Annotated in this window: 10 protein-coding genes; 4 read left to right on the forward strand and 6 right to left on the reverse strand. The window is 45.2% G+C overall.

Features of this window, described 5'->3' with window-relative positions:
- Positions 1 to 30: 30 nt before the first annotated feature.
- From QUA34_RS01285 to QUA34_RS01300, 4 genes are all read right to left on the reverse strand, one after another.
- Positions 31 to 1,698 carry an ABC transporter ATP-binding protein gene (locus QUA34_RS01285; protein ID WP_333383462.1) on the reverse strand — a complete coding sequence of 556 codons (1,668 nt, stop codon included), beginning with the start codon at positions 1,696 to 1,698 and terminating at the stop codon, positions 31 to 33.
- A gap of 721 nt (positions 1,699 to 2,419) precedes the next feature.
- Entirely contained in the window at positions 2,420 to 4,153 is a 1,734-nt protein-coding gene (locus QUA34_RS01290; protein ID WP_333383465.1) for a tetratricopeptide repeat protein, read from the reverse strand.
- The gene (locus QUA34_RS01295; protein ID WP_333383469.1) at positions 4,093 to 4,989 is read right to left on the reverse strand and encodes a sigma-70 family RNA polymerase sigma factor; all 897 of its coding nucleotides are present in this window, start codon (positions 4,987 to 4,989) and stop codon (positions 4,093 to 4,095) included. The genes QUA34_RS01290 and QUA34_RS01295 overlap by 61 nt, the downstream gene beginning before the upstream one ends.
- Positions 4,990 to 5,328: 339 nt before the next feature.
- Complete coding sequence (locus QUA34_RS01300; RefSeq protein WP_333383472.1) at positions 5,329 to 5,547, reverse strand: hypothetical protein; 219 nt, start codon at positions 5,545 to 5,547, stop codon at positions 5,329 to 5,331.
- A gap of 98 nt (positions 5,548 to 5,645) precedes the next feature.
- On the opposite strand from QUA34_RS01300, the gene QUA34_RS01305 reads away from it, so the two are divergent.
- Positions 5,646 to 6,839 carry a response regulator gene (locus QUA34_RS01305; protein WP_333324869.1) on the forward strand — a complete coding sequence of 398 codons (1,194 nt, stop codon included), beginning with the start codon at positions 5,646 to 5,648 and terminating at the stop codon, positions 6,837 to 6,839.
- 253 nt (positions 6,840 to 7,092) lie between these two features.
- On the opposite strand, the gene QUA34_RS01310 is transcribed toward QUA34_RS01305, so the two are convergent.
- Positions 7,093 to 13,971, reverse strand: coding sequence for an AAA family ATPase (locus QUA34_RS01310; protein WP_333383476.1), 6,879 nt, complete (start codon positions 13,969 to 13,971; stop codon positions 7,093 to 7,095).
- Between the two features lie 342 nt (positions 13,972 to 14,313).
- On the opposite strand from QUA34_RS01310, the gene QUA34_RS01315 reads away from it, so the two are divergent.
- Positions 14,314 to 15,021 carry a polysaccharide deacetylase family protein gene (locus QUA34_RS01315; protein WP_333383480.1) on the forward strand — a complete coding sequence of 236 codons (708 nt, stop codon included), beginning with the start codon at positions 14,314 to 14,316 and terminating at the stop codon, positions 15,019 to 15,021.
- 266 nt (positions 15,022 to 15,287) lie between these two features.
- Here the strand turns inward: QUA34_RS01315 and QUA34_RS01320 are convergent, their stop codons facing one another.
- Positions 15,288 to 16,496, reverse strand: coding sequence for a lipid-A-disaccharide synthase-related protein (locus tag QUA34_RS01320; RefSeq protein ID WP_333324863.1), 1,209 nt, complete (start codon positions 16,494 to 16,496; stop codon positions 15,288 to 15,290).
- 122 nt (positions 16,497 to 16,618) lie between these two features.
- On the opposite strand from QUA34_RS01320, the gene QUA34_RS01325 reads away from it, so the two are divergent.
- Positions 16,619 to 17,782 (forward strand): GuaB3 family IMP dehydrogenase-related protein, encoded by a 1,164-nt coding sequence (locus QUA34_RS01325; protein WP_333085617.1) that lies wholly within the window; start codon positions 16,619 to 16,621, stop codon positions 17,780 to 17,782.
- Between the two features lie 509 nt (positions 17,783 to 18,291).
- The gene (gene trxA, locus QUA34_RS01330) at positions 18,292 to 18,615 is read left to right on the forward strand and encodes a thioredoxin (protein WP_006631199.1); all 324 of its coding nucleotides are present in this window, start codon (positions 18,292 to 18,294) and stop codon (positions 18,613 to 18,615) included.
- Positions 18,616 to 18,659: the final 44 nt, after the last annotated feature.

Raw genomic sequence — 18,659 nt, forward strand, 5'->3', positions numbered from 1 at the left:
AAAATGTTCAGTATAGGTCAAATCTGCGTGTCAATCACTCACCACCAAGCTGCCGTTTTCCATCACGTAAGTGACATCCGCGAGCAGCGCATTAGCTATGCGGTGGGTGATGAAAATCACGGTGCGTTCTTTGCTAATGTGCTCGATGGTGGTGAGGATTTTGGCTTCTGTGGCGGGGTCGAGGGCGGATGTGGCTTCATCCAGAATTAGAATTGCTGGATTTCTCACCAAGGCTCTAGCTAAAGCGATTCTTTGCCGTTGTCCCCCTGATAACTGTCCCCCCCTGTCACCAACAAGTGTATCGTAGCCTTGGGGTAAGGACAAAATAAATTGGTGAATCTCGGCGTCTTTGGCTGCGGCTTCGACTTGTTCGTCAGTAGCTTGTAAATAGCCCATGCGGATGTTTTCTCGCACCGAGCAATTAAACAGAATTACATCCTGAGAAACCAGCCCAATTTGAGAACGAAGGGAGCGTACTGTTGCATCACGCAAATCAATTCCATCAAACAGAATGCGTCCTTTATCCGGGTCATAAAATCGCGTCAGCAAGTTGACAATTGTACTTTTGCCTGCGCCACTTTGACCGACAAATACCGCGAAGTCTCCTTGGCGAATTTTTAGGGATAGATTTTTAACTCCTCCTCTATCTTGGGAGTAGCTAAAGCTAACATCGTCAAAGTAAATATCACTATGAAAATGGGGCAAGTCAATCGCATCTGGGGCATCCTGAACATCAGGGACTTCTGACAAGATATCGTTAATGCGCCGCAGGGCTGCTACTCCATCGATAAAATAAGGTACCGATGAAGTTAAGGCGAGAATATTTAGATTCAACCCGACCAGTAAAAGCTGATAAGAAACCAGGGTTCCTACCGAAATCACATTTGAGAAAGTCATTGACGCACCGACGCTTAACGTCACAATCTGCGTCATGACAAAACCAATCATGGGAATTTTCTGCACTAAGTAGGACAGAAATGTAGCTCGGATATAAACCCGTTTCAAGTCGTTTAGATCGGTATTAAAATTCTTGACCATTTGGGTTTCCATCCCAAATATCTTGACAACCGATTGCGAGAGAATATTCTCTTCGACTCCGCTAGCAATTTGTCCTTCTTTTTCCATTAATTGATAACTTTCTTCAGTCGCCCGTTGGGCGATTTTTGCCGGGGCAATGGTGCAGAATGTTAAACCAATGCAACTGATAACAGCTAGCTGCCAGTTGAGGAGAAAGAGGAAGATACATGAAAACAGGATGCTACCGATTTCGAGAATAACGACAGATAGCCCGGTGGTAATTAAACCATATTCCACATGCTGTGTGTCGGACATGACACACTTGACAATATCTGCGGCTGAACGTCGCCCAAAAAACTCCATTGACAGGTTCTGGAGATACTCGAATACGGAACGGCGGATGTTGTTGACGATTAAAACACCCAAACGCGCTCCTAAGAAGTTGGCAAACAAGCCGATAGCAGCATATAAAATGGCTCCCGCGGCTAGGAGGGATAGGATGAGAATCAGCAGATTATAATTTTTGGGAACGATGGCGGCATCGATAATGTATTTTAAGCTGGCTCTCAGGACTGTATCGAAGGCGGCGTCGAAAATTAGGCAGCTATAGACTAAAACTAATTGCCATTTATAGTCGGCAATATATTTGTTGATAGTTTTAAAAAACCAAATAATTTCCATAGGTTATGGGAGTTTGTCTACAGGCACGATTTATACTTTTACTTGGGCAGTTATTATCTGGATATTTCCTTACTAAGTAGGGTGGGCAATGCCCACCCTACTCCTGACTTAACTGAGTGGTAATTTTCCACTCGGCTTAGATTTGTGGTCTTATCTTATCAGCTTTTTTCACTAAAAAATTTCTGATAAGATAATGTTTTTTAGAAGTGGCAGTACAGTCTTCCGTTTCTTAGTCTTCTACACATGGTAATCTTCTCCTTTATTGTATTTTTGTCTCTACACCTATAAGACGAATCCAGAGGTCTATTTCTGAATTTTTCGAGTTAGAGGCTGTTTTTTCCTAGATAAATGCACCCTCAGCACAAGAACTTTAATTTCCAATCACACCAGATTTTGTCATTAAGTTGAGGTCAGAAACAATAGATATTGGGTAGGCGCTGACGGCAGTGCCTACCCAACATCTATTTTCAATTACTGATTAATTTTCAATCAGAATTGATTTTTACTTTTAGCGCCGACGAAGTAATCTAATCATTATTTTTCTCCTTCTTTAGATGAATTTGCTGTGCTTTCTGTCGAGACGAAATTGTATTTTTGTCTCTACACCTATAAGACGATTCCAGAGGTCAATTTCTGAATTTTTCGAGTTAGAGGCAGTTTTTTCCCAACTCAATGCACTCTGAGAGGTTCAGATCCCCGACTTCCCTAAGAAGTCAAGGATCTACGCTTTAGCCCGATCGCCCTTTCGCCTCTTACCTTTCAACCGTTTCACAGCCTCCTCAACCTCCCCGCGAAAAGGGTATAGCAACCGCCGACTCAGGGCACTTCGATAAGCCTCCACAGCCTCCGTCACATCCCCCAACCCCAACAACGCTCTTCCTTGCCAGTAACCAGCCATAGCCGGGTCAAACTCCATCAATTCCTGAGACTGACAAGCCTTTTCCAACCATTTCCGACTCGCCACCTCATCCCCCAACATTCCATAACTCTCCCCCAGCCACACCGCAGCAGACACCGATTGCAGATAACCCCCATCTTCTGGTAACAACTGCCATCCTTGCGCCAAAGCCTCCACCGCTTCCCGGTGTTTCCCCGCCAGTGCCAACACCCGCCCATGACTAAACCAAGCATCAGGTAACTGCGGTTCAAGTTGCGTCCCCCGCACAGAAACACTACACCCTCGCTCAATCTCCTGAAAACTTTCCACCAACACCCGCCCCGCCGTCGTCCAAACACTCCAGCGATCGGGAAAACGATCGAGCATCTCTTCTACTATTGATGTCAGGGTTACTTGACGGTTCGATCGCCCTAAATCCCCCTTAACAAGGGGGACTTCCAGAGGAGTTCCCCCCTTGGAATTAGAAGACTTTGCCTGCTCTAGCTCCCCCCTTTTTAAGGGGGGCTGGGGGGGATCGAGAGGAACTGGGGGAGAGGTTAAAGGCAAAATCTCGCACAACGCCCGATAAATTTCACAATCCTGCGGATACAGACGATAAGCCTTCAGCATCGCCTCAGCCGCTTTCTGATATTCCCCCGTATGGAACAAGCACCGCCCATAGGAATACCAACCCCTAGGATGATTCGGGTGTTCCTCAGTAAACCGTTCCAACACCCCAATCCCGTTAGCGCACTCTTCCCGGAAAAGGTGATAATATGCCAGCAACTCGCGGGCATCCGCCGCATCAGGAGCCTGTTGCAGCACAGAACTAATTATCTGTTTAGTCTGTTTGCCTTCCTCACCCGATACCAATCTCATCCGGCAACGAGTATCCGCCAGTCGTTTGAGCGCTCGGAAATCACCCGGAGCCACCTCTAGCGCTTTGCTCAACCGCCGCTGCGCTTGGCGCACATTCCCCACTGCCTGACTCGCGTCGTAGCTGTCAATCAGCGCTACAACATCATCCGGGTTCAGTGACAAAAGCCGATCGAACGATCGCAAAGCTGGAACCGCATCCCCTCTCCCCATCTGCACCTGCCCCAACGCCAGCCAGTGAGCCGCATTATTTGGTTCTAGGGAAGCCGCCGACTCAAAAGCCAGTATCGCGCCCTGAGTGTCATTTCTACAGAGTGCGATCGATCCGCTGATATGCTGTCGAGTCGCCTCATTGCGTGCATTGGCCAAGGCACTTTCATAAACCGCTATTGCCTCAGCCTCTCGTCCCATAAGCTGCAAGAGTTTCCCCAATTGCAACCGCACGCCGATCGATGGTTGCTGCCGATCGATTACTTGGCGATACTCTTCAACCGCCTGCTCGATATGACCCATTTCATACAGCAGATTCGCCAATTCCAACCGTTTCTTCCACCCAGATGGATACTGCTGCACGTACTCACTTAATGTTTTCCGCTTCTGCTCTTGTCGGGTTGGCTTGGAGTCTGCAACCAGGTAAGCGTTCAACTCCACCCCAGAGGACTGAGTGAGGGATACCACCCGGAGTGCAGTGTTTCTAGACATGATGCTGTTACCTGATAATTAATTGTCTCGCCAATGTTCTGAGGGATGGGGGCGATCGAGTCGGATGCGATCGTTTCATCGAATTGTAGGGGCAATCCCCCCGTGGTTGCCCCAGCCGAGGCCGTCCCAACCGTGGCTGCCCCACAATCTTGACGCGGTAGGCACTGGGGCACTACCCCTACAGCAAAATCATCCCCGATCGAGGCAACGCCCCCCTTTTTAGACGACTCGGAGGAATCTAACAAAGCATCATCCAACCCTGACAAATACCTGCTCAAACGCTTTTGCAGAATATCTCGTGCCTGTTGGATGCGCTTGTAAACGTTATTGAGCGAGAGAGCAAGTTGTTGGGCAATATCTTGATAGGCAATCTGGTGGCAGTAACGCAGGATAAACGGATTGCGTAATCGAGAAGGAAGAGTATTAATAGCGCGGCGAATGTACTGTCCCAACTCATGATGTAGAAGTGCTTCTTCAGGAGAGTTCAAACAAGAAATAACTGCTGAGCTTCCTGTAGCAGCTACTTCTTCAATATCCTCCATTTGCATTGCTTTCCGGCGACGTTCTCGGTGTATATCTATAGCTAGATTATGGGTTAAGCGGGTGATCCAAGCTCGGAGGTTGGTGATTTTTTCGGCATAGTCTGGCAATTTATCCCAAGCTTTGAGCATGGCGCGACTGAGCACCTCTTCAGCATCAGTAGCATTCCCTCCCATCCACCTGAGACAGCAACGGTAAAGATCATCTCGGTTCTGCTGCCATAGCTGCCAAAATGCTTTCTCTATATCTTCAGGACAACACCGAATGTCTGTTGCACTAACTTGAGAATTTGACATGACTTTAAAAGTGGTGAAAAATCGATGTGAAGGAACATTCCTCTGTTGCTTTTTTCGTTGCACCCCAATCCCGCAAACATCTAGCTGAGTGTGGTCTCAGTATTTATGCGGATAAAGATTGGATTCAGTTGCTCTTTTTTTGAGGCTGCATCCTTTCCATGTCTGTATCAGGGCTCCCCTCCCCCGCCCCTGTCAGTCGGGAAAGTCCGATCGGAAAGTCGGAAAAGTCGGACGCCCTGGTTTTGCTATCTATCTTTAGATAGAGCCGATCAACAGCATGACTCGTACTGTTCTATGTCTTTTGGTAGATGCTATTAATAGTATGTTTGGCATACCGGCCTAAAGCAAGTCGGAAAAGTCGGATCGTAAAGTCGGGAAAGTCGGATCATTTGGAGCTGACGGGGTGACAAGCAACTTAAAAGCCTTGCAAGTTAAGGGTTTAAGCCGATCGCCCTCACAAAGAATTAGGCGGCCGCGATCCCCTTTTTCGGGTTTCGACAAGGTGGAATCACGATCGGGGGCGATCGCCCGGATCGTAATTGTCAATAAGTCTGTCATAATATCTATTAGAAATTTCTCCACCGACTTACTACGGTGCATAACTCAAAGCTAGGGTGCAAAACTTAAAAACCTTACCCGATGAGATTGATTAGTACATGACTTTTGAAGAAGCCCTAGAATTTATCGAAGCAGCCTTAGAGTCCAAGACAAGTAAACCCTTAAGTTTGCTGGAAAAAGAAATCTTAAAAGCTGCTTGGGAAAACGCAACTTATAGTGTACTTGCTGACAGCTTGTACCTGAGCATAGGACATATCAAAGATTTAGCTGCCATCCTGTGGCAGCGGCTTTCAGACGTAATGGGAGAAAAAGTTACTAAAAATAACTTCCGCTCTCTGCTAGAGAAGCAAAGCACCACAAGTGCGATCGTCGATACAAAAGGCAAACTTATCAAGATCCCTGCGGCCGGAGGAAGTGACAGCGATGAATTAGAAACTTGTAAAGGTAACATTTTAATTGTTGATGACCTCCCAGAAAATCTGCATTTTCTCACAGAACTTCTGACTAAGCATGGGTATAAAGTTCGCTGCGTCACCAATGGTACGATGGCCTTGAGGACAGTTCGCAATCATTCTCCCGATGCTATATTGCTGGATATTAAAATGCCAGACATGGACGGCTATCAAGTTTGCGAAGCCCTCAAATCCGATGAAAACACCTCAGAAATTCCGCTTATTTTCTTAAGCGCACTTGACCAAGTATTTGATAAAGTTAAAGCTTTTAAGGTAGGGGGAGTTGACTACATTTCTAAACCTTTTCAGTTGGAAGAAGTGCTAGTTCGCCTCGAAACTCAGGTCACTATTCAGCACCAAAAACGCCAGCTTAAAGAAGCACTCGCTCGACACCAGCAAACCGCTGAAATTGCCTACCAATCTCGCGCCCTGTTGGCAAATTTGCTAAACTCATCTCTGGATGGAATAGCCGCAGTGGAGGCGGTGAGGGCGGATATTGCTGGAGAAATTGAAGATTTTCGCTGCTTGGTAGTTAACCCTGTTTTTGCCAGACTCTTAGGGAAAAAACGAACAGAACTGGCGGGCGAACCCGTTCTGAAAAAACTGCTTAATCAGTTGAGTCCCGGATTGTTTGATTTATTAGTAGAAGTTGTTGAGACTGGAGAATCGCTTGAAGGAGAGGTTCATCTAGAAAGTGACTACCTTGGTAAATGCTATTATTTCACTGCTGTGAGATTGGGAGACGGTTGCTCAATTACCATCCGCGATCTTACAGACTTAAAACAGTCGGCATTAAAGTCAATGATTGAACAGAACCAACCGCGTGCTAGCATCAAATAGCATAAACCTGAAATATTGCACCATTCTCAATAACCCTTCTATGGGCGGGCAGGATGCCCACCCCACAAGAAAATGCACTTTTTGTGGAACAGGCATCTTGCCTGTTCTGGAGAATGGTGCAACATATGAGATAAACGGGACTTACGCACTCCCACGGCTAGAAACCGGGTTTTTTAGCGTATCTACGGGCTGTAAGGCGTCTTCTCGTAAAAAAACCCGGTTTCTGACCACCCCTGTGTAATTCCTAAAAATATCAAGATTCACCCACCAAGGGTTCAGTTAAATCGAGAATCTTCTCAAACTGAAACTTCGTCACCCAACCCCTGAGAGTCTGAAGCTCGAAAGGGTGAAATTCAGGAACCTCCTTAAGGAGTTGAGACACTAATTCCGAATCCGCGTCAATAGCTGCTTCATGCAATTTTACAATCCATTCTTTTGACCTCGCTGCTAATAAATTAGTGAAATTTAACGGTTCTCCAGTCACATTAGAAGGGGAAGACGCTAGCTCTTTATCCTGATAAATATAACCGACTCCCAAATGTTTAGCCATGATGTCAAAGATGGCTTCTGTGTGGAACGGTTTTCGCACAAAATCATCACAACCAGCGGATAAAATAACTGCCTTTTCTTCTTCCCACACGCTAGCAGTAATAGCAATAACAGCAGTAGCTTGACCTTTAAGGGTGCCTTTAATGCGTTTCGTGGCTTCATACCCATCCATAACTGGCATTCTCATGTCCATCCAGATCAGATGGGGTGAGTATGAATCCCAAATTTCAAGGGCTTCAATACCGTTACTCGCTTCTTGCACCTCAAAACCAACAGGTTGGAGGAGTTTAACTAACAGTTGCCGATTGTAATCTCGATCGTCCACTACTAAGATGCGATATTGGGGTTGGTTAGGCGCTAGGCCAACGACGCGACGACTGTGGGGTTGATTTTGAATGGCGCTGGCATCAGCGATGCCCACAGGAATGTCAAATTTAAATGTTGTGCCCGTTGTGTGTTCTAAAAATTCCTTGAGAGGCATTCCAGGGGTGAAAGCTTTACCGTGACTAATGACTGTTATTTCACCTCCCATCAAGCGGACAAATTGACGGCTAATGGTCAGTCCTAATCCGGTTCCTTGCTGTACTTTTTGACCGGATGCTGTTTGCACGAAGGGTTTGAATAGATTCTCGAGTTCCTCTGCCGCAATACCAACTCCCGTATCTTTTACTTCAAAGGTAATGGTTGTTGGTTGTTGGTTGTTGGTTGTTTTGGTTCCGGCTTCACTTTGGGCTTTTACCTGTTTATTTTTTACTTCTAAAGACACGCTTCCCGAAGAGGTAAACTTAACGGCATTACTGAGAAAATTAATCAGCACTTGCCGCAACTTAACTTCATCAGCGCAGATATATTTAGGAACATCGGTCGCACATTCAAATCGTAAGTGTAAGCTTTGAGCGTTTGCTTTCAACGCAAACATCTCCTCGATTTCAGCTAAAAACTGATGAATGTTCAAATTATTTTCAGATAACGTCATGCCTCCAGCTTCAACTTTGGAAAGGTCAAGCACCTGATTAATTAGAGATAATAAATGCTCTCCACTGCGCTGAATGATGTTAAGGTTCTCTTTTTGTTCATTTAACAGATTTGTATCCTCATTCATCAGTTGAGAAAAACCTAGAATGGCGTTCAGGGGAGTTCGCAATTCGTGGCTCATGTTGGCAAGGAAAGTGCTTTTGGCGAGGTTGGCGGCAATGGCGGCTTCTTTTGCCCGTTCGAGTTCTGCTTCGGCTTTTTTGCGATCGCTGATATCTCGTCCTACGGCCTGTAATTCAACAAGGCAACCGGAATCATCAAATATCCCTCGGTTAACCCACTGCGTCCAACGCACTTCGGAGCTAACAATCACCCGATTTTCAATTGTGACAACGGGATTGTCTTTGCTAATGGAATTAACGAGTCTGGTTATATATTCGCGGTCTTCTTCAAACACGACAGGTGCGTAGTGATGCCCGATGAGTTGTTCCCTTGTCAGTCCAAAAAATCGACAGAAGCCTTCATTGACAAAGGTAACGGTACCATCTGGCAGATACCTGGCAATCAGTTCTGTCTGGTCTTCGAGAATACCAAGGTAGCGTGCCTCGCTCTGCTGCAGAGCTTCTTCTGTTTTTTTGCGCTCGCGAATTTCCTGTTCTAAACGGACATTTTCAATGAGCGTAATCTGTGCTTGCTGGCGATCGCTAATATCTTGAAAAGCTGCGATCGCATATTCTACATTACCCGTCTCATCAAAAATTGGCGTGCTAGTTACTTCTAAGGGAACGATTCGCTCACTGTAGTGCAGTTCCAAATCATCCGCCCATGTTTTTTCACCGCGAAGCGATCGCACCAAGGGTAGCTGTTCCACTGGATACATTTGGTCTGTGCCTGCCCGATAAACGTGATAGGTTTTTGAGAGTTGCTCGATTTCGGCTTTGGGTAAATCTTGAATATTCAGTAACTGCTGTGAAACTGGATTGGCGAAAAGCAGTTGTCCTTTCGCGTCGTGAACGGATATGCCAAAAGGAATGGCATTAAGGAATTTATTCTGGCGATTTTGCGTCGATTGTAGCTGAGTGTAGAGTCTGGCGTTGGTAAGGGCGATCGCCGCCTGAGTCGAAAGCAATTGAATCACTTCCAGGCGATCGGGTGTAAAAACCCCATTTGCTAAATTATTTTCCAAGTAAACAATGCCAATTAATTGCCCTTGATTGAGTAGAGGGGCGCAAAGGATAGACTTGGGCTGGTGTGTTTTGATATAAGCATCTTGGGTAAATCTGCCTTCACGGGCAACATTGGTTTCAATCAGTCCTTTTTTAGTCCTCTCAACATAGTGAATAATCGACACCGGCAGACAAGTTTCTATAGGAGTAGATTGCAACACCATCACTTGATCTGAGTTAGCCTCACCTGACGCTTCGACTTTCAGTTGTCCTTGAGACTCTAAAATTAGATAGCCAGTTTGTGCGCCGCAGCTTTCCAGCAAGATTCTCATCAAAGTCGTGAGGAGTTTATCCAACTCAATTTCACTGGCAATTGCCCCAGATGCTTTCATCAAGGCTGCCAAATCCAGGAGTTCACCTGAAGTATTGCCAGAAGTAGTAGGTAGGCTGTTGCGCGAATTTATGGACATATTGGCTGTCGAAAAACGCTTTAAAAGTTCAGGATACTGTCGTTCCAAATCAGTCATTTTAGCTTTTGCGCCCCAACGTAAATAGCAGTAGTAAGAATTTGTCATATAGGCTTGGGCAACTTGCTCTTTTCCCCAAGCGATGTAGAATTTTGCAGCCAGTTCATTAGCCAAAGCCTCTTCGTTGATGTACTCATGTTCTTTGGCTAAGGCAATGGCGCGATCGTAGTAGTCGATCGCCCTAGCCTTTTCACCCAAAACTCGATATCGCTCTGCCTCCACTAGATAGAATTTATGGAGGTGAGTCATTGGAGCAAAATGAGCCCATTTCTTGAGCTTTTTCTGGTTGGATTTAACCTTCTGGAGGATGAGTTTTTGCTCTGATTTTGGTGCGTCAGAATAAATAGCCAGATAAAGTAAAGAATTGTAGAAATGGTAGAGAGGAATAGTACCTACAGCGCTATCGCTATATTTTTCGGCGGATTTAGCATTTTCTATAGCTTGCTGATAGTCTTGAAAAATATAGCAGAGAACTAACTTAAAAAAATAGAGGGAACGACATAGATTTTGAGCATTCGCCTCTATATGCAGAGGCAACATTTTTGTTTCGTCATAGCTTTCACCGATTAAACGGCATTTATCTTCAGCCCGGCCCATCAAGTTCAATACAACCTGTCGAGTGAGTTGGTTGTAGTAATAGGATGTTTCTTGCTTCAGTTGGCTGAGGGTATTGCTGTACATTGCCATCTCTGCCTCGACTGTTGCCAATTCCTTCCCCAATACATAGGAATGGTAGGAGTATACACAAACTGCATAAGCTGCATATTCTAAGTCTCCAGTTTCCAGAGCGATGGAGTAAGCATTCTGCAAAGGGTTTAAAGTTTCCCTAAGATGTTCTTTCCAATGTTTGACAAAGTAATTAACAATAAATATGGTTCTGGGTGTGAGTTCTTTAGTATTAAATTTATCTAGTAACAAAATAGCAAGTTGCCCAAATTTATAACCAGTCTCAATGTCTCCTACGGTTTCCCCAGACAGAATTAGTCCGTAAGTAGCATAGGCACAAGAAGACACAGAAGTATTCCCATATTTGATTGATAACTTTACCTGTTTAAACGCCATTAACGGTAGCAATTCAGGTGAAGCAAAATGGGCAGCAGAAACTACACTTGAGAGGATACGCATCGCTGCTAGCTTATAAGGATTAGTCATCAATGGTAGGTCGATCAAGTCCTCAACTCGCTTTCCTGCTAAACTTAACTTAGTCTTCACCAGTTCAAAAAAAATATTTAATTTTGTTGTTGTTTTTGGAAAGCGAATTCCCAACAACTTTAATACTGAAAGCGCCGTATCTATCGCTTCTAACGGTTGGTTTTGTGCTGTATAGGCTTGAATCTTGACTTCATAGACTTTCACTTTGTCGAGCAATGAAGTAGCTTGTTGAAGCACAATGTCAGCCAATTTTTCCATTTCCTCCACGTGGCCACTCAAGATAGCAGCTTCTACTGTTTCCACATAAAGTGCCAGAGTTAGGTCATACTGACGAAGCCAACTATCTGCACTCAGGCAATTTATACCAATTTTTAAGTAATTCCAGGCGGGTTTCCAAGCTGCTGATGCCTTCGCTTTTTTGCCAGCAATCAGATTTAGTTGAGCAAGTTTATCTCTGTCTAACAGAAAGTCAATTGCTTGAATAGCGAAGTTGAGTTGATTGACAATATCAAAAATCTTTTGTTGGAGTATGTGTGGCGGTGTATTTTGTAACAACAGTTGCCCGATTTTCCAGTGAACCGCTTGCTTGTCGTCTGGGGGAATTAGGGAATAGGCGGCTTGCTGGATGCGGTCATGAGCAAATTTATAAGTAATTTTGAAGTCATTCGAGTCTAGGTCTGCTTGAATAAATTTGTACTCATCCCCGACCGGTAATATCAATCCCGCTTGAATGGCATCCCATAATTCATTGGCCGTTTCTTTTTGAGAAGTTTCATTGATGGTTGAAAGCGTTGTCAAATCAAATTTGTTGCCAATACAAGCGGCTAACCGTAAAACTTTTTGTGTGGGTTCTGATAAAAGTTTAATTTTTCCGGACATGAATTCAACAACATTATCAGTAATGTTCCTAGTTATAATGTGTTCTAAATCCCAAGACCAAGCCCCAGCATTAGTATCAAATTTCAGGAATTGCTCTGTATAAAGTGACTTCAGAAACTCCTTGACAAAAAAGGGATTTCCCTGTGTTTTGTCCCAAACCAACTCGGCTAATCTTTGGGTATGGATGCACTCAGTCTTCAGCGTATCTGCAATGAATTCATTAACCTGGTTGAAATTTAGGGTTGAAAGGGAGAGATGGTTAACCACTATCCCCTGCTTGCTTATCTCAGATAAAGTCAGCATGGCAGGATGACTTGCACTCACTTCGTTATCTCGATAAGCTCCAATCAAAAACAGATATTGAGTATTAGCATGAGTCATTATCAACTGGATTAATTGCAGGGTAGCACTGTCTGTCCATTGCAAATCGTCTAGAAATAGTACGAGGGGATGCTCTTTTTGACAAAAGACTTGGAGCAAGTTTTGAAAAACTAAATTAAAACGATTTTGAGCTTCAGTGGCAGGTAATTCGGGGACGGGATTCTGTTTGCCAATAATCAGTTCAACTTCAGGAATGACATCAATTATAATTTGTCCGTTGATTCCTAATGCCCGTCGAATCTTCTCTCGCCACTGTTGTAATTGCGATTGAGTTTCTGTGAGTAATTGTCGCACCAATTCTTGGAAGGCAGCGACTAAAGCTTGATAGGGGATATCGCGTTGCAACTGGTCAAACTTACCTGAAATAAAGTAGCCGCTTTTTTGAGTTATGAGCTTATACAATTCCTGAACTAAAGCTGATTTTCCAATACCAGAGTATCCAGAAATTAGCATAAGTTCAGTGGCTCTTTGTACGGGCAGATTTTGTGAATGAGTGGTCGTTTGGTTACTCAGGTTATTTGTTAAACGTGTTTCTACTTGTTTCTCTTGTCCAGACGCTACACGAACAAATGCAGCCAATAAGGACTCTATCTGTGATTCTCTCCCGTACAGTTTTTGAGGGAGTTGCAATTGAGTAGAAATATCTTGGCATCCCAGGGAAAAATATTGAATTTTACCCGTTCTAGATTGAGCGAGACAAGTGTCTAAATCAGCCTTAATTCCCCAAGCACTTTGATATCTATTTTCTGCCATTTTTGCCATTAATTTCATGACAATTCCTGAGACAGGTAAGGGAATTTCTGGATGAATTTCATGAGGTGGAGTCGGTTGTTTGGCAATATGACAATGGACGGACTCAAGGGCATCGACGGATTCAAAAGGCAACTGGTTGGTTAGCAGTTCATAGAAAGTAACCCCAAGAGAATAAAAGTCGGTGCGGTAGTCGATTACTCGATTCATCCGTCCTGTTTGTTCTGGAGAAATATAAGCCCATGTCCCTTCTAGAAGATTAGGACTTTTGAGGCTGGGATTTTCTTGGGATAGGATGGTAGATAAGCCAAAGTCAATGATTTTTAATTGTCCGGTGTGAGGATTCAAGACAATGTTAGATGGATTGATATCTTTGTGAATGACATTTTTTTGATGAACTTTGCCTACAGCATCTGTGATTTGGATGGCAAGGTGGAGAAACTCTGGTAAAGCAAAGGTACGACGTTCCAGCAGAATTTTTAAGGACTCTCCGCCAAAATCCTCCAACAACATGACTTGTGTGTTTTCATATTTTCGCAGTTCGTAGGCTTTAATTGTTTCCTCTAGGTTGAGACGGCGAGTGATTTCGTATTCCTGCTGATAGCGGTAGAGTTCGGCTGGTGTGGGGTAATCCTCTTTGAGGAGTTTCAAAATCAAAGGTTGCTGATTAGATTTGAGGATGCCTCGGTATACGAGGGAATTAGCACTTTCGTAAATCTGGCTGACAATTGTGATATCTGGCAGTGAAATCATGTTGGGAATTATTGCTGCCTAAAAAAGTTAAGTATACAAATAAATATAACATGGGAGGAGCGGGTGAGAGGAGCAGTAAAGTCGCTCCAAATATAAATCCTTGTCTGACCCCCCCTACAACTCCCGATCTTTTATTATTGCTTTTTTGCTCTGGACTTACTTACGCTATATGTAGGGTACAAGTGTACTGGCACTTGAAGCGTCTAGCTATTGTGCGATCGCCCAAACTGAAAAATTTCGGAACGGACAATAATTAATGATAAAATATCTTAAGGATTCAGCTCCCCAATTGTGGTAATCTGACAACAATCCAATTTCATTCTCGATCGAGTGCGTGCAGCTATGCGAATCGGTAAAAATTTACAAAAGTTTCTGCTTTTCACAATAGCATTATTTTTCGCAGTATCGCTGTTGATTAAAGTTACTAAATTTCACAATTATTTCGGCATCAACCGCGCCGATACCGACGTGAAAGTTGTTGCCCTCACCTACGATGACGGGCCATATCCTCCATATACAAATCAGCTTTTAGATATCTTAGATCGCTATCAAGTTAAAGCAACTTTTTTTGAAATCGGTCGCAATATTGAGAAACATCCAGAAATCGTGAAAATGATTTTCGCGAGGGGAGATGAGTTGGCAAACCATTCCTACTCTCACAAAGATATGATGTTTAAACCCCAGGAAGTTTTGCTGTCTGAGATTGAAAAAACCGACAAACTTTTGCAGGAAGTTGAGGTTAAGCAAGACAGTATTAGTTTTCGGCCACCTTGGGGTAGGCGATTTGTAGTTTTGTCTTACTTGCTATCCCAAATGCACAAAAAACTGATTATGTGGGATGTGGATTCCCACGATTATGAAAAAACACTCACGGCGGAAGATATCGCAAATCGGGTGATTGACAATGTGCGCTCTGGTTCGATTGTGGTGATGCACGACGGCGGGGGCGATCGCTCGAAAACCGTAGCAGCAACTGAGATGATTGTCAAGGATTTGCAGTCGAAAGGTTACGAATTTAAGACTGTTTCTGAGTTGTTGAAAGAGCAGTAGGGTGCGTCAGCCACAATTATTTTCGCGACAAATCAACAATCTCATACTGACGCACCAGGAAATAAATGGTGCGTCAGAATTAGACTTTCCGTAACGCTTGAAAATTTCAAACCTGACAAGCGAATTTCAAAGGTGGTACGCGCCACGTGATTTATCCGTGGAATCAATCCCAAATCGAAAATCCTCAAGCCCCCGCATTTATCCGTGGGGTCGCCTCTAAAATCTCAAATCTCAAATCTCAAATCGATTGACGCACCCTACCACAATCAATAACCAAGATAGTTTGCCACATAATTAGCAATTTTTATGCTGCCACCAGCTTGCCCCATTCTCTCTAAACCATTTTGAATGCAACTGGCTAAATATTTATCATCTTGCAAAGTGCGATCGACTGCCAAAGCAGCTTCCTTGAGAATATCAGAATTTGCTGGTTGTGTGCCAATAACCTGCACGGAATCACCTAAAAGCCGATTTTGAGCCTCCGCAAATCTATAGGTAAAGGCAGGGCCGTTTCCCGGTACTGCAATTACAGGTTTTCCCAAGCCCACCGCTTGTTCGACAGCAGTTCCCGTCATCCCAATTACTAAACTCGACTGCTGCAAAATATCGGCGAAAGCATCGGCTGAACACATCACTTCGACTAATTCTTGTTCAGCAAAAGACCGTTTGATTGTTGGAAACATGAGCTTGCCCGATCGCATTTGCCATGCGGATCGCGCCGCAATATCATCTAATTCAGGCATCAAAGCTGGAACTAAAGCAGCCCGAAACTGCACCGGTAAAGTAGAGTTACTAGCAATTTCTTTAACCAGTTCCAGCAGCAAAACGAGGTTGTCGGTGGCTTCCGGGAGGCGAGAACCGGGGAGAAGGGCGATCGTCCGAACTCCGGGTATTAACTGCAAATCTTTGCCCGTAGAATTGAGGTTGTCCATGACAGGATTGCCAACAAACTGAGCTTTCTTTAAACCCTGTTGGTTTAAGTCAGCAGCAGTCAAAGCATCTCTAGTAAAAACCGCCAGACATTTCTCTGAGCAAAGCAACTGCCACAAGATTAAACCCAAATTGACTCGCCCCTCGTAATAACTAGAATGGGCCGAGAGAAAAATTATATAGGGGCGGTTGCTGGCATGGGCGATCGCCCCGGCGACAATATCCCCAGTCGCCACCACCAAATCGCAGTGGCGCGAATGCGTCCAAACAGCTTGCAATTGCTGCCAAGTCAAAGCAATCAGCCCGGCCCCAATATCTTTGAGGAAAAACAGGGGATTCATGTAAAAAACTCCCCCAGACGGCATTTGACTGGTGGGCCCAATAATTGGCACGGTTGATCGGCGGTAAGCAGCCCCGTCACCGACAACCGGCATCGCCGAAACATCAACATCCACGCCAGATACTCTCAAAGCTTTGAGAATTTGACAGTTAATCGCGTCTTCCCCGTGCCCGTTGCTGAGGAAAAGTATCCCCTTCGATTTCATATAATCAGAATACAATCAGAATCAGTGCCGAGCTTTTTTTAAAGACAGCCGTGCGATAGCTAAACTCGGGCGGGCTAACTTTTTGTTAGTCTAATTTAAATACATTGTGGAAGTGAAACAGCGTGAATATTGAAATTGGGCGGGGCAAAAGCGCTCGCCGAGCTTACGGCATAGATGAAATTGCGCTTGTACCCGGACAGCGCACCCTCGATCCGAGTTTGGCAGATACCAAGTGGCAGATTGGCGGGATCGATCGAGAAATCCCGATCATCGCCAGCGCCATGGATGGAGTAGTTGATGTCCGCATGGCGATTTTGCTGTCGGAATTGGGAGCAATGGGCGTGCTCAACCTAGAAGGAATTCAAACCCGCTATGCCGACCCCCAGCCAATATTAGAGCGCATCGCCAGTGTGGGGAACCACGAATTTGTTTCCCTGATGCAGCAACTCTATGCCGAACCCATCAAGCCAGAATTAATCGACCTGAGAATTAAAGAAATTAAAGCAGGAGGAGGGATTGCCGCCGTCAGCGGTACACCAGCCGGCGCGAGCAAATACGGCCGGACGGTTGCTGAATCTGGAGCCGATATATTTTTTGTGCAAGCAACAGTAGTCTCGACAGCTTTCCTTTCCCCTGAAGCGATCACGCCTCTAGACTTAACTCAATTCTGTCAAGAGATGCCGATCCCAGTAATTTTGGGTAACTGCGTGACCTACGAAGTCGCCCTGAATTTAATGAAAACTGGCGCTGCGGGCATTCTCGTGGGCATTGGGCCGGGGGCTGCTTGCACATCTAGGGGCGTATTGGGTGTCGGCGTGCCCCAAGCCACAGCGGTAGCAGACTGCGCCGCCGCGCGGGACGACTACTATCGCGAAACTGGCAAATATGTGTCGGTGATTGCTGACGGCGGTTTAATTACCGGCGGCGATATCTGCAAGTGCATTGCCTGCGGTGCCGATGCAGTGATGATTGGTTCGCCCTTTGCCAGGGCCGCCGAAGCTCCTGGCCGCGGCTTTCACTGGGGGATGGCGACTCCCAGCCCGGTTTTACCGCGCGGCACTCGCATTCGAGTGGGGACTACGGGTACTGTGGAGCAAATTTTGCGGGGGCCTGCGGTGCTAGATGACGGTACGCACAACTTGCTCGGAGCTCTGAAAACTAGCATGGGTACCTTGGGTGCTAAGGATATTAAGGAGATGCAGCAAGTGGAAGTGGTAATTGCTCCTTCTCTGCTGACTGAGGGTAAAGTCTATCAAAAAGCTCAGCAGTTGGGCATGGGTAAGTAGATTTACCGATCGAATACCAGCATACCTTGACAAAATTTGTTCAATAGTCTCGAAATTTACAGAATGTTGTGGAATTATCGAGAAGGAGATGTCACAATAGAAGAAGCGGAGACACAAGTTTCCGTTCACTCCTCACACCACACTCCGCCCGGACTACTGTTCGGGCGGTTCCTTTTTTGCCGGAAATCTTGCCTCTTGCTTACTAGATACAGGACTGAGGCTTTTCGCTCCGGAGAGGGGGAGAGGGGGAGAGAGGGAGAGTCTGGGAGTGGGAGAATTTTTCTTCTATATAAGTGCATTCTGCCTTGGGAAACATAAATGCCTTGGGAAACATAAGTGCCTTGTTCCTTCAGAAACCTTGTGCTTTCTTACCTTCTACCGTCTTCCCTCTTCCTTCTACCGTCTTCCTTTTTCCTTCAGAAGCCTTCTCTTAAAATCGTTGACGCAAGTGGTTACATTTTTTGCTAGACTTGTTATCCGAGAAATAGTATTTACAAGGATGGCTAGGGATGTCAGCAGCCGCGCAAGTAACCGACTCTACCTTTAAGCAGGAAGTGCTCGATAGCGAAGTTCCAGTTCTAGTGGATTTTTGGGCTCCCTGGTGCGGGCCCTGTCGGATGGTGGCACCCGTCGTAGACGAAATTGCCCAGCAATATGAAGGGCAGGTCAAGGTAGTAAAAGTTAATACCGACGAGAATCCTAACGTGGCCAGCCAATACGGTATCCGCAGCATTCCGACGCTGATGATATTTAAGGGGGGTCAACGTGTGGATATGGTGGTAGGGGCAGTTCCGAAAACTACTCTAGCCAACACTCTGGAAAAGTACATTTAACTGAATTGCGAGCGGTTTCGCGCTGTTCTTTGTGGGCCGCGAAA

It is taken from the genome of Microcoleus sp. POL10_C6 (assembly GCF_036701585.1).
GTDB lineage: Bacteria > Cyanobacteriota > Cyanobacteriia > Cyanobacteriales > Microcoleaceae > Microcoleus.

Coding starts and splice junctions, on each gene's coding strand:
- QUA34_RS01285 (WP_333383462.1), bottom strand. CDS start 1,698: ATGGAAATTATTTGGTTTTTTAAAACTATCAACAAATATATTGCCGAC.
- QUA34_RS01290 (WP_333383465.1), bottom strand. CDS start 4,153: ATGTCTAGAAACACTGCACTCCGGGTGGTATCCCTCACTCAGTCCTCT.
- QUA34_RS01295 (WP_333383469.1), bottom strand. CDS start 4,989: ATGTCAAATTCTCAAGTTAGTGCAACAGACATTCGGTGTTGTCCTGAA.
- QUA34_RS01300 (WP_333383472.1), bottom strand. CDS start 5,547: ATGACAGACTTATTGACAATTACGATCCGGGCGATCGCCCCCGATCGT.
- QUA34_RS01305 (WP_333324869.1), top strand. CDS start 5,646: ATGACTTTTGAAGAAGCCCTAGAATTTATCGAAGCAGCCTTAGAGTCC.
- QUA34_RS01310 (WP_333383476.1), bottom strand. CDS start 13,971: ATGATTTCACTGCCAGATATCACAATTGTCAGCCAGATTTACGAAAGT.
- QUA34_RS01315 (WP_333383480.1), top strand. CDS start 14,314: ATGCGAATCGGTAAAAATTTACAAAAGTTTCTGCTTTTCACAATAGCA.
- QUA34_RS01320 (WP_333324863.1), bottom strand. CDS start 16,496: ATGAAATCGAAGGGGATACTTTTCCTCAGCAACGGGCACGGGGAAGAC.
- trxA (WP_006631199.1), top strand. CDS start 18,292: ATGTCAGCAGCCGCGCAAGTAACCGACTCTACCTTTAAGCAGGAAGTG.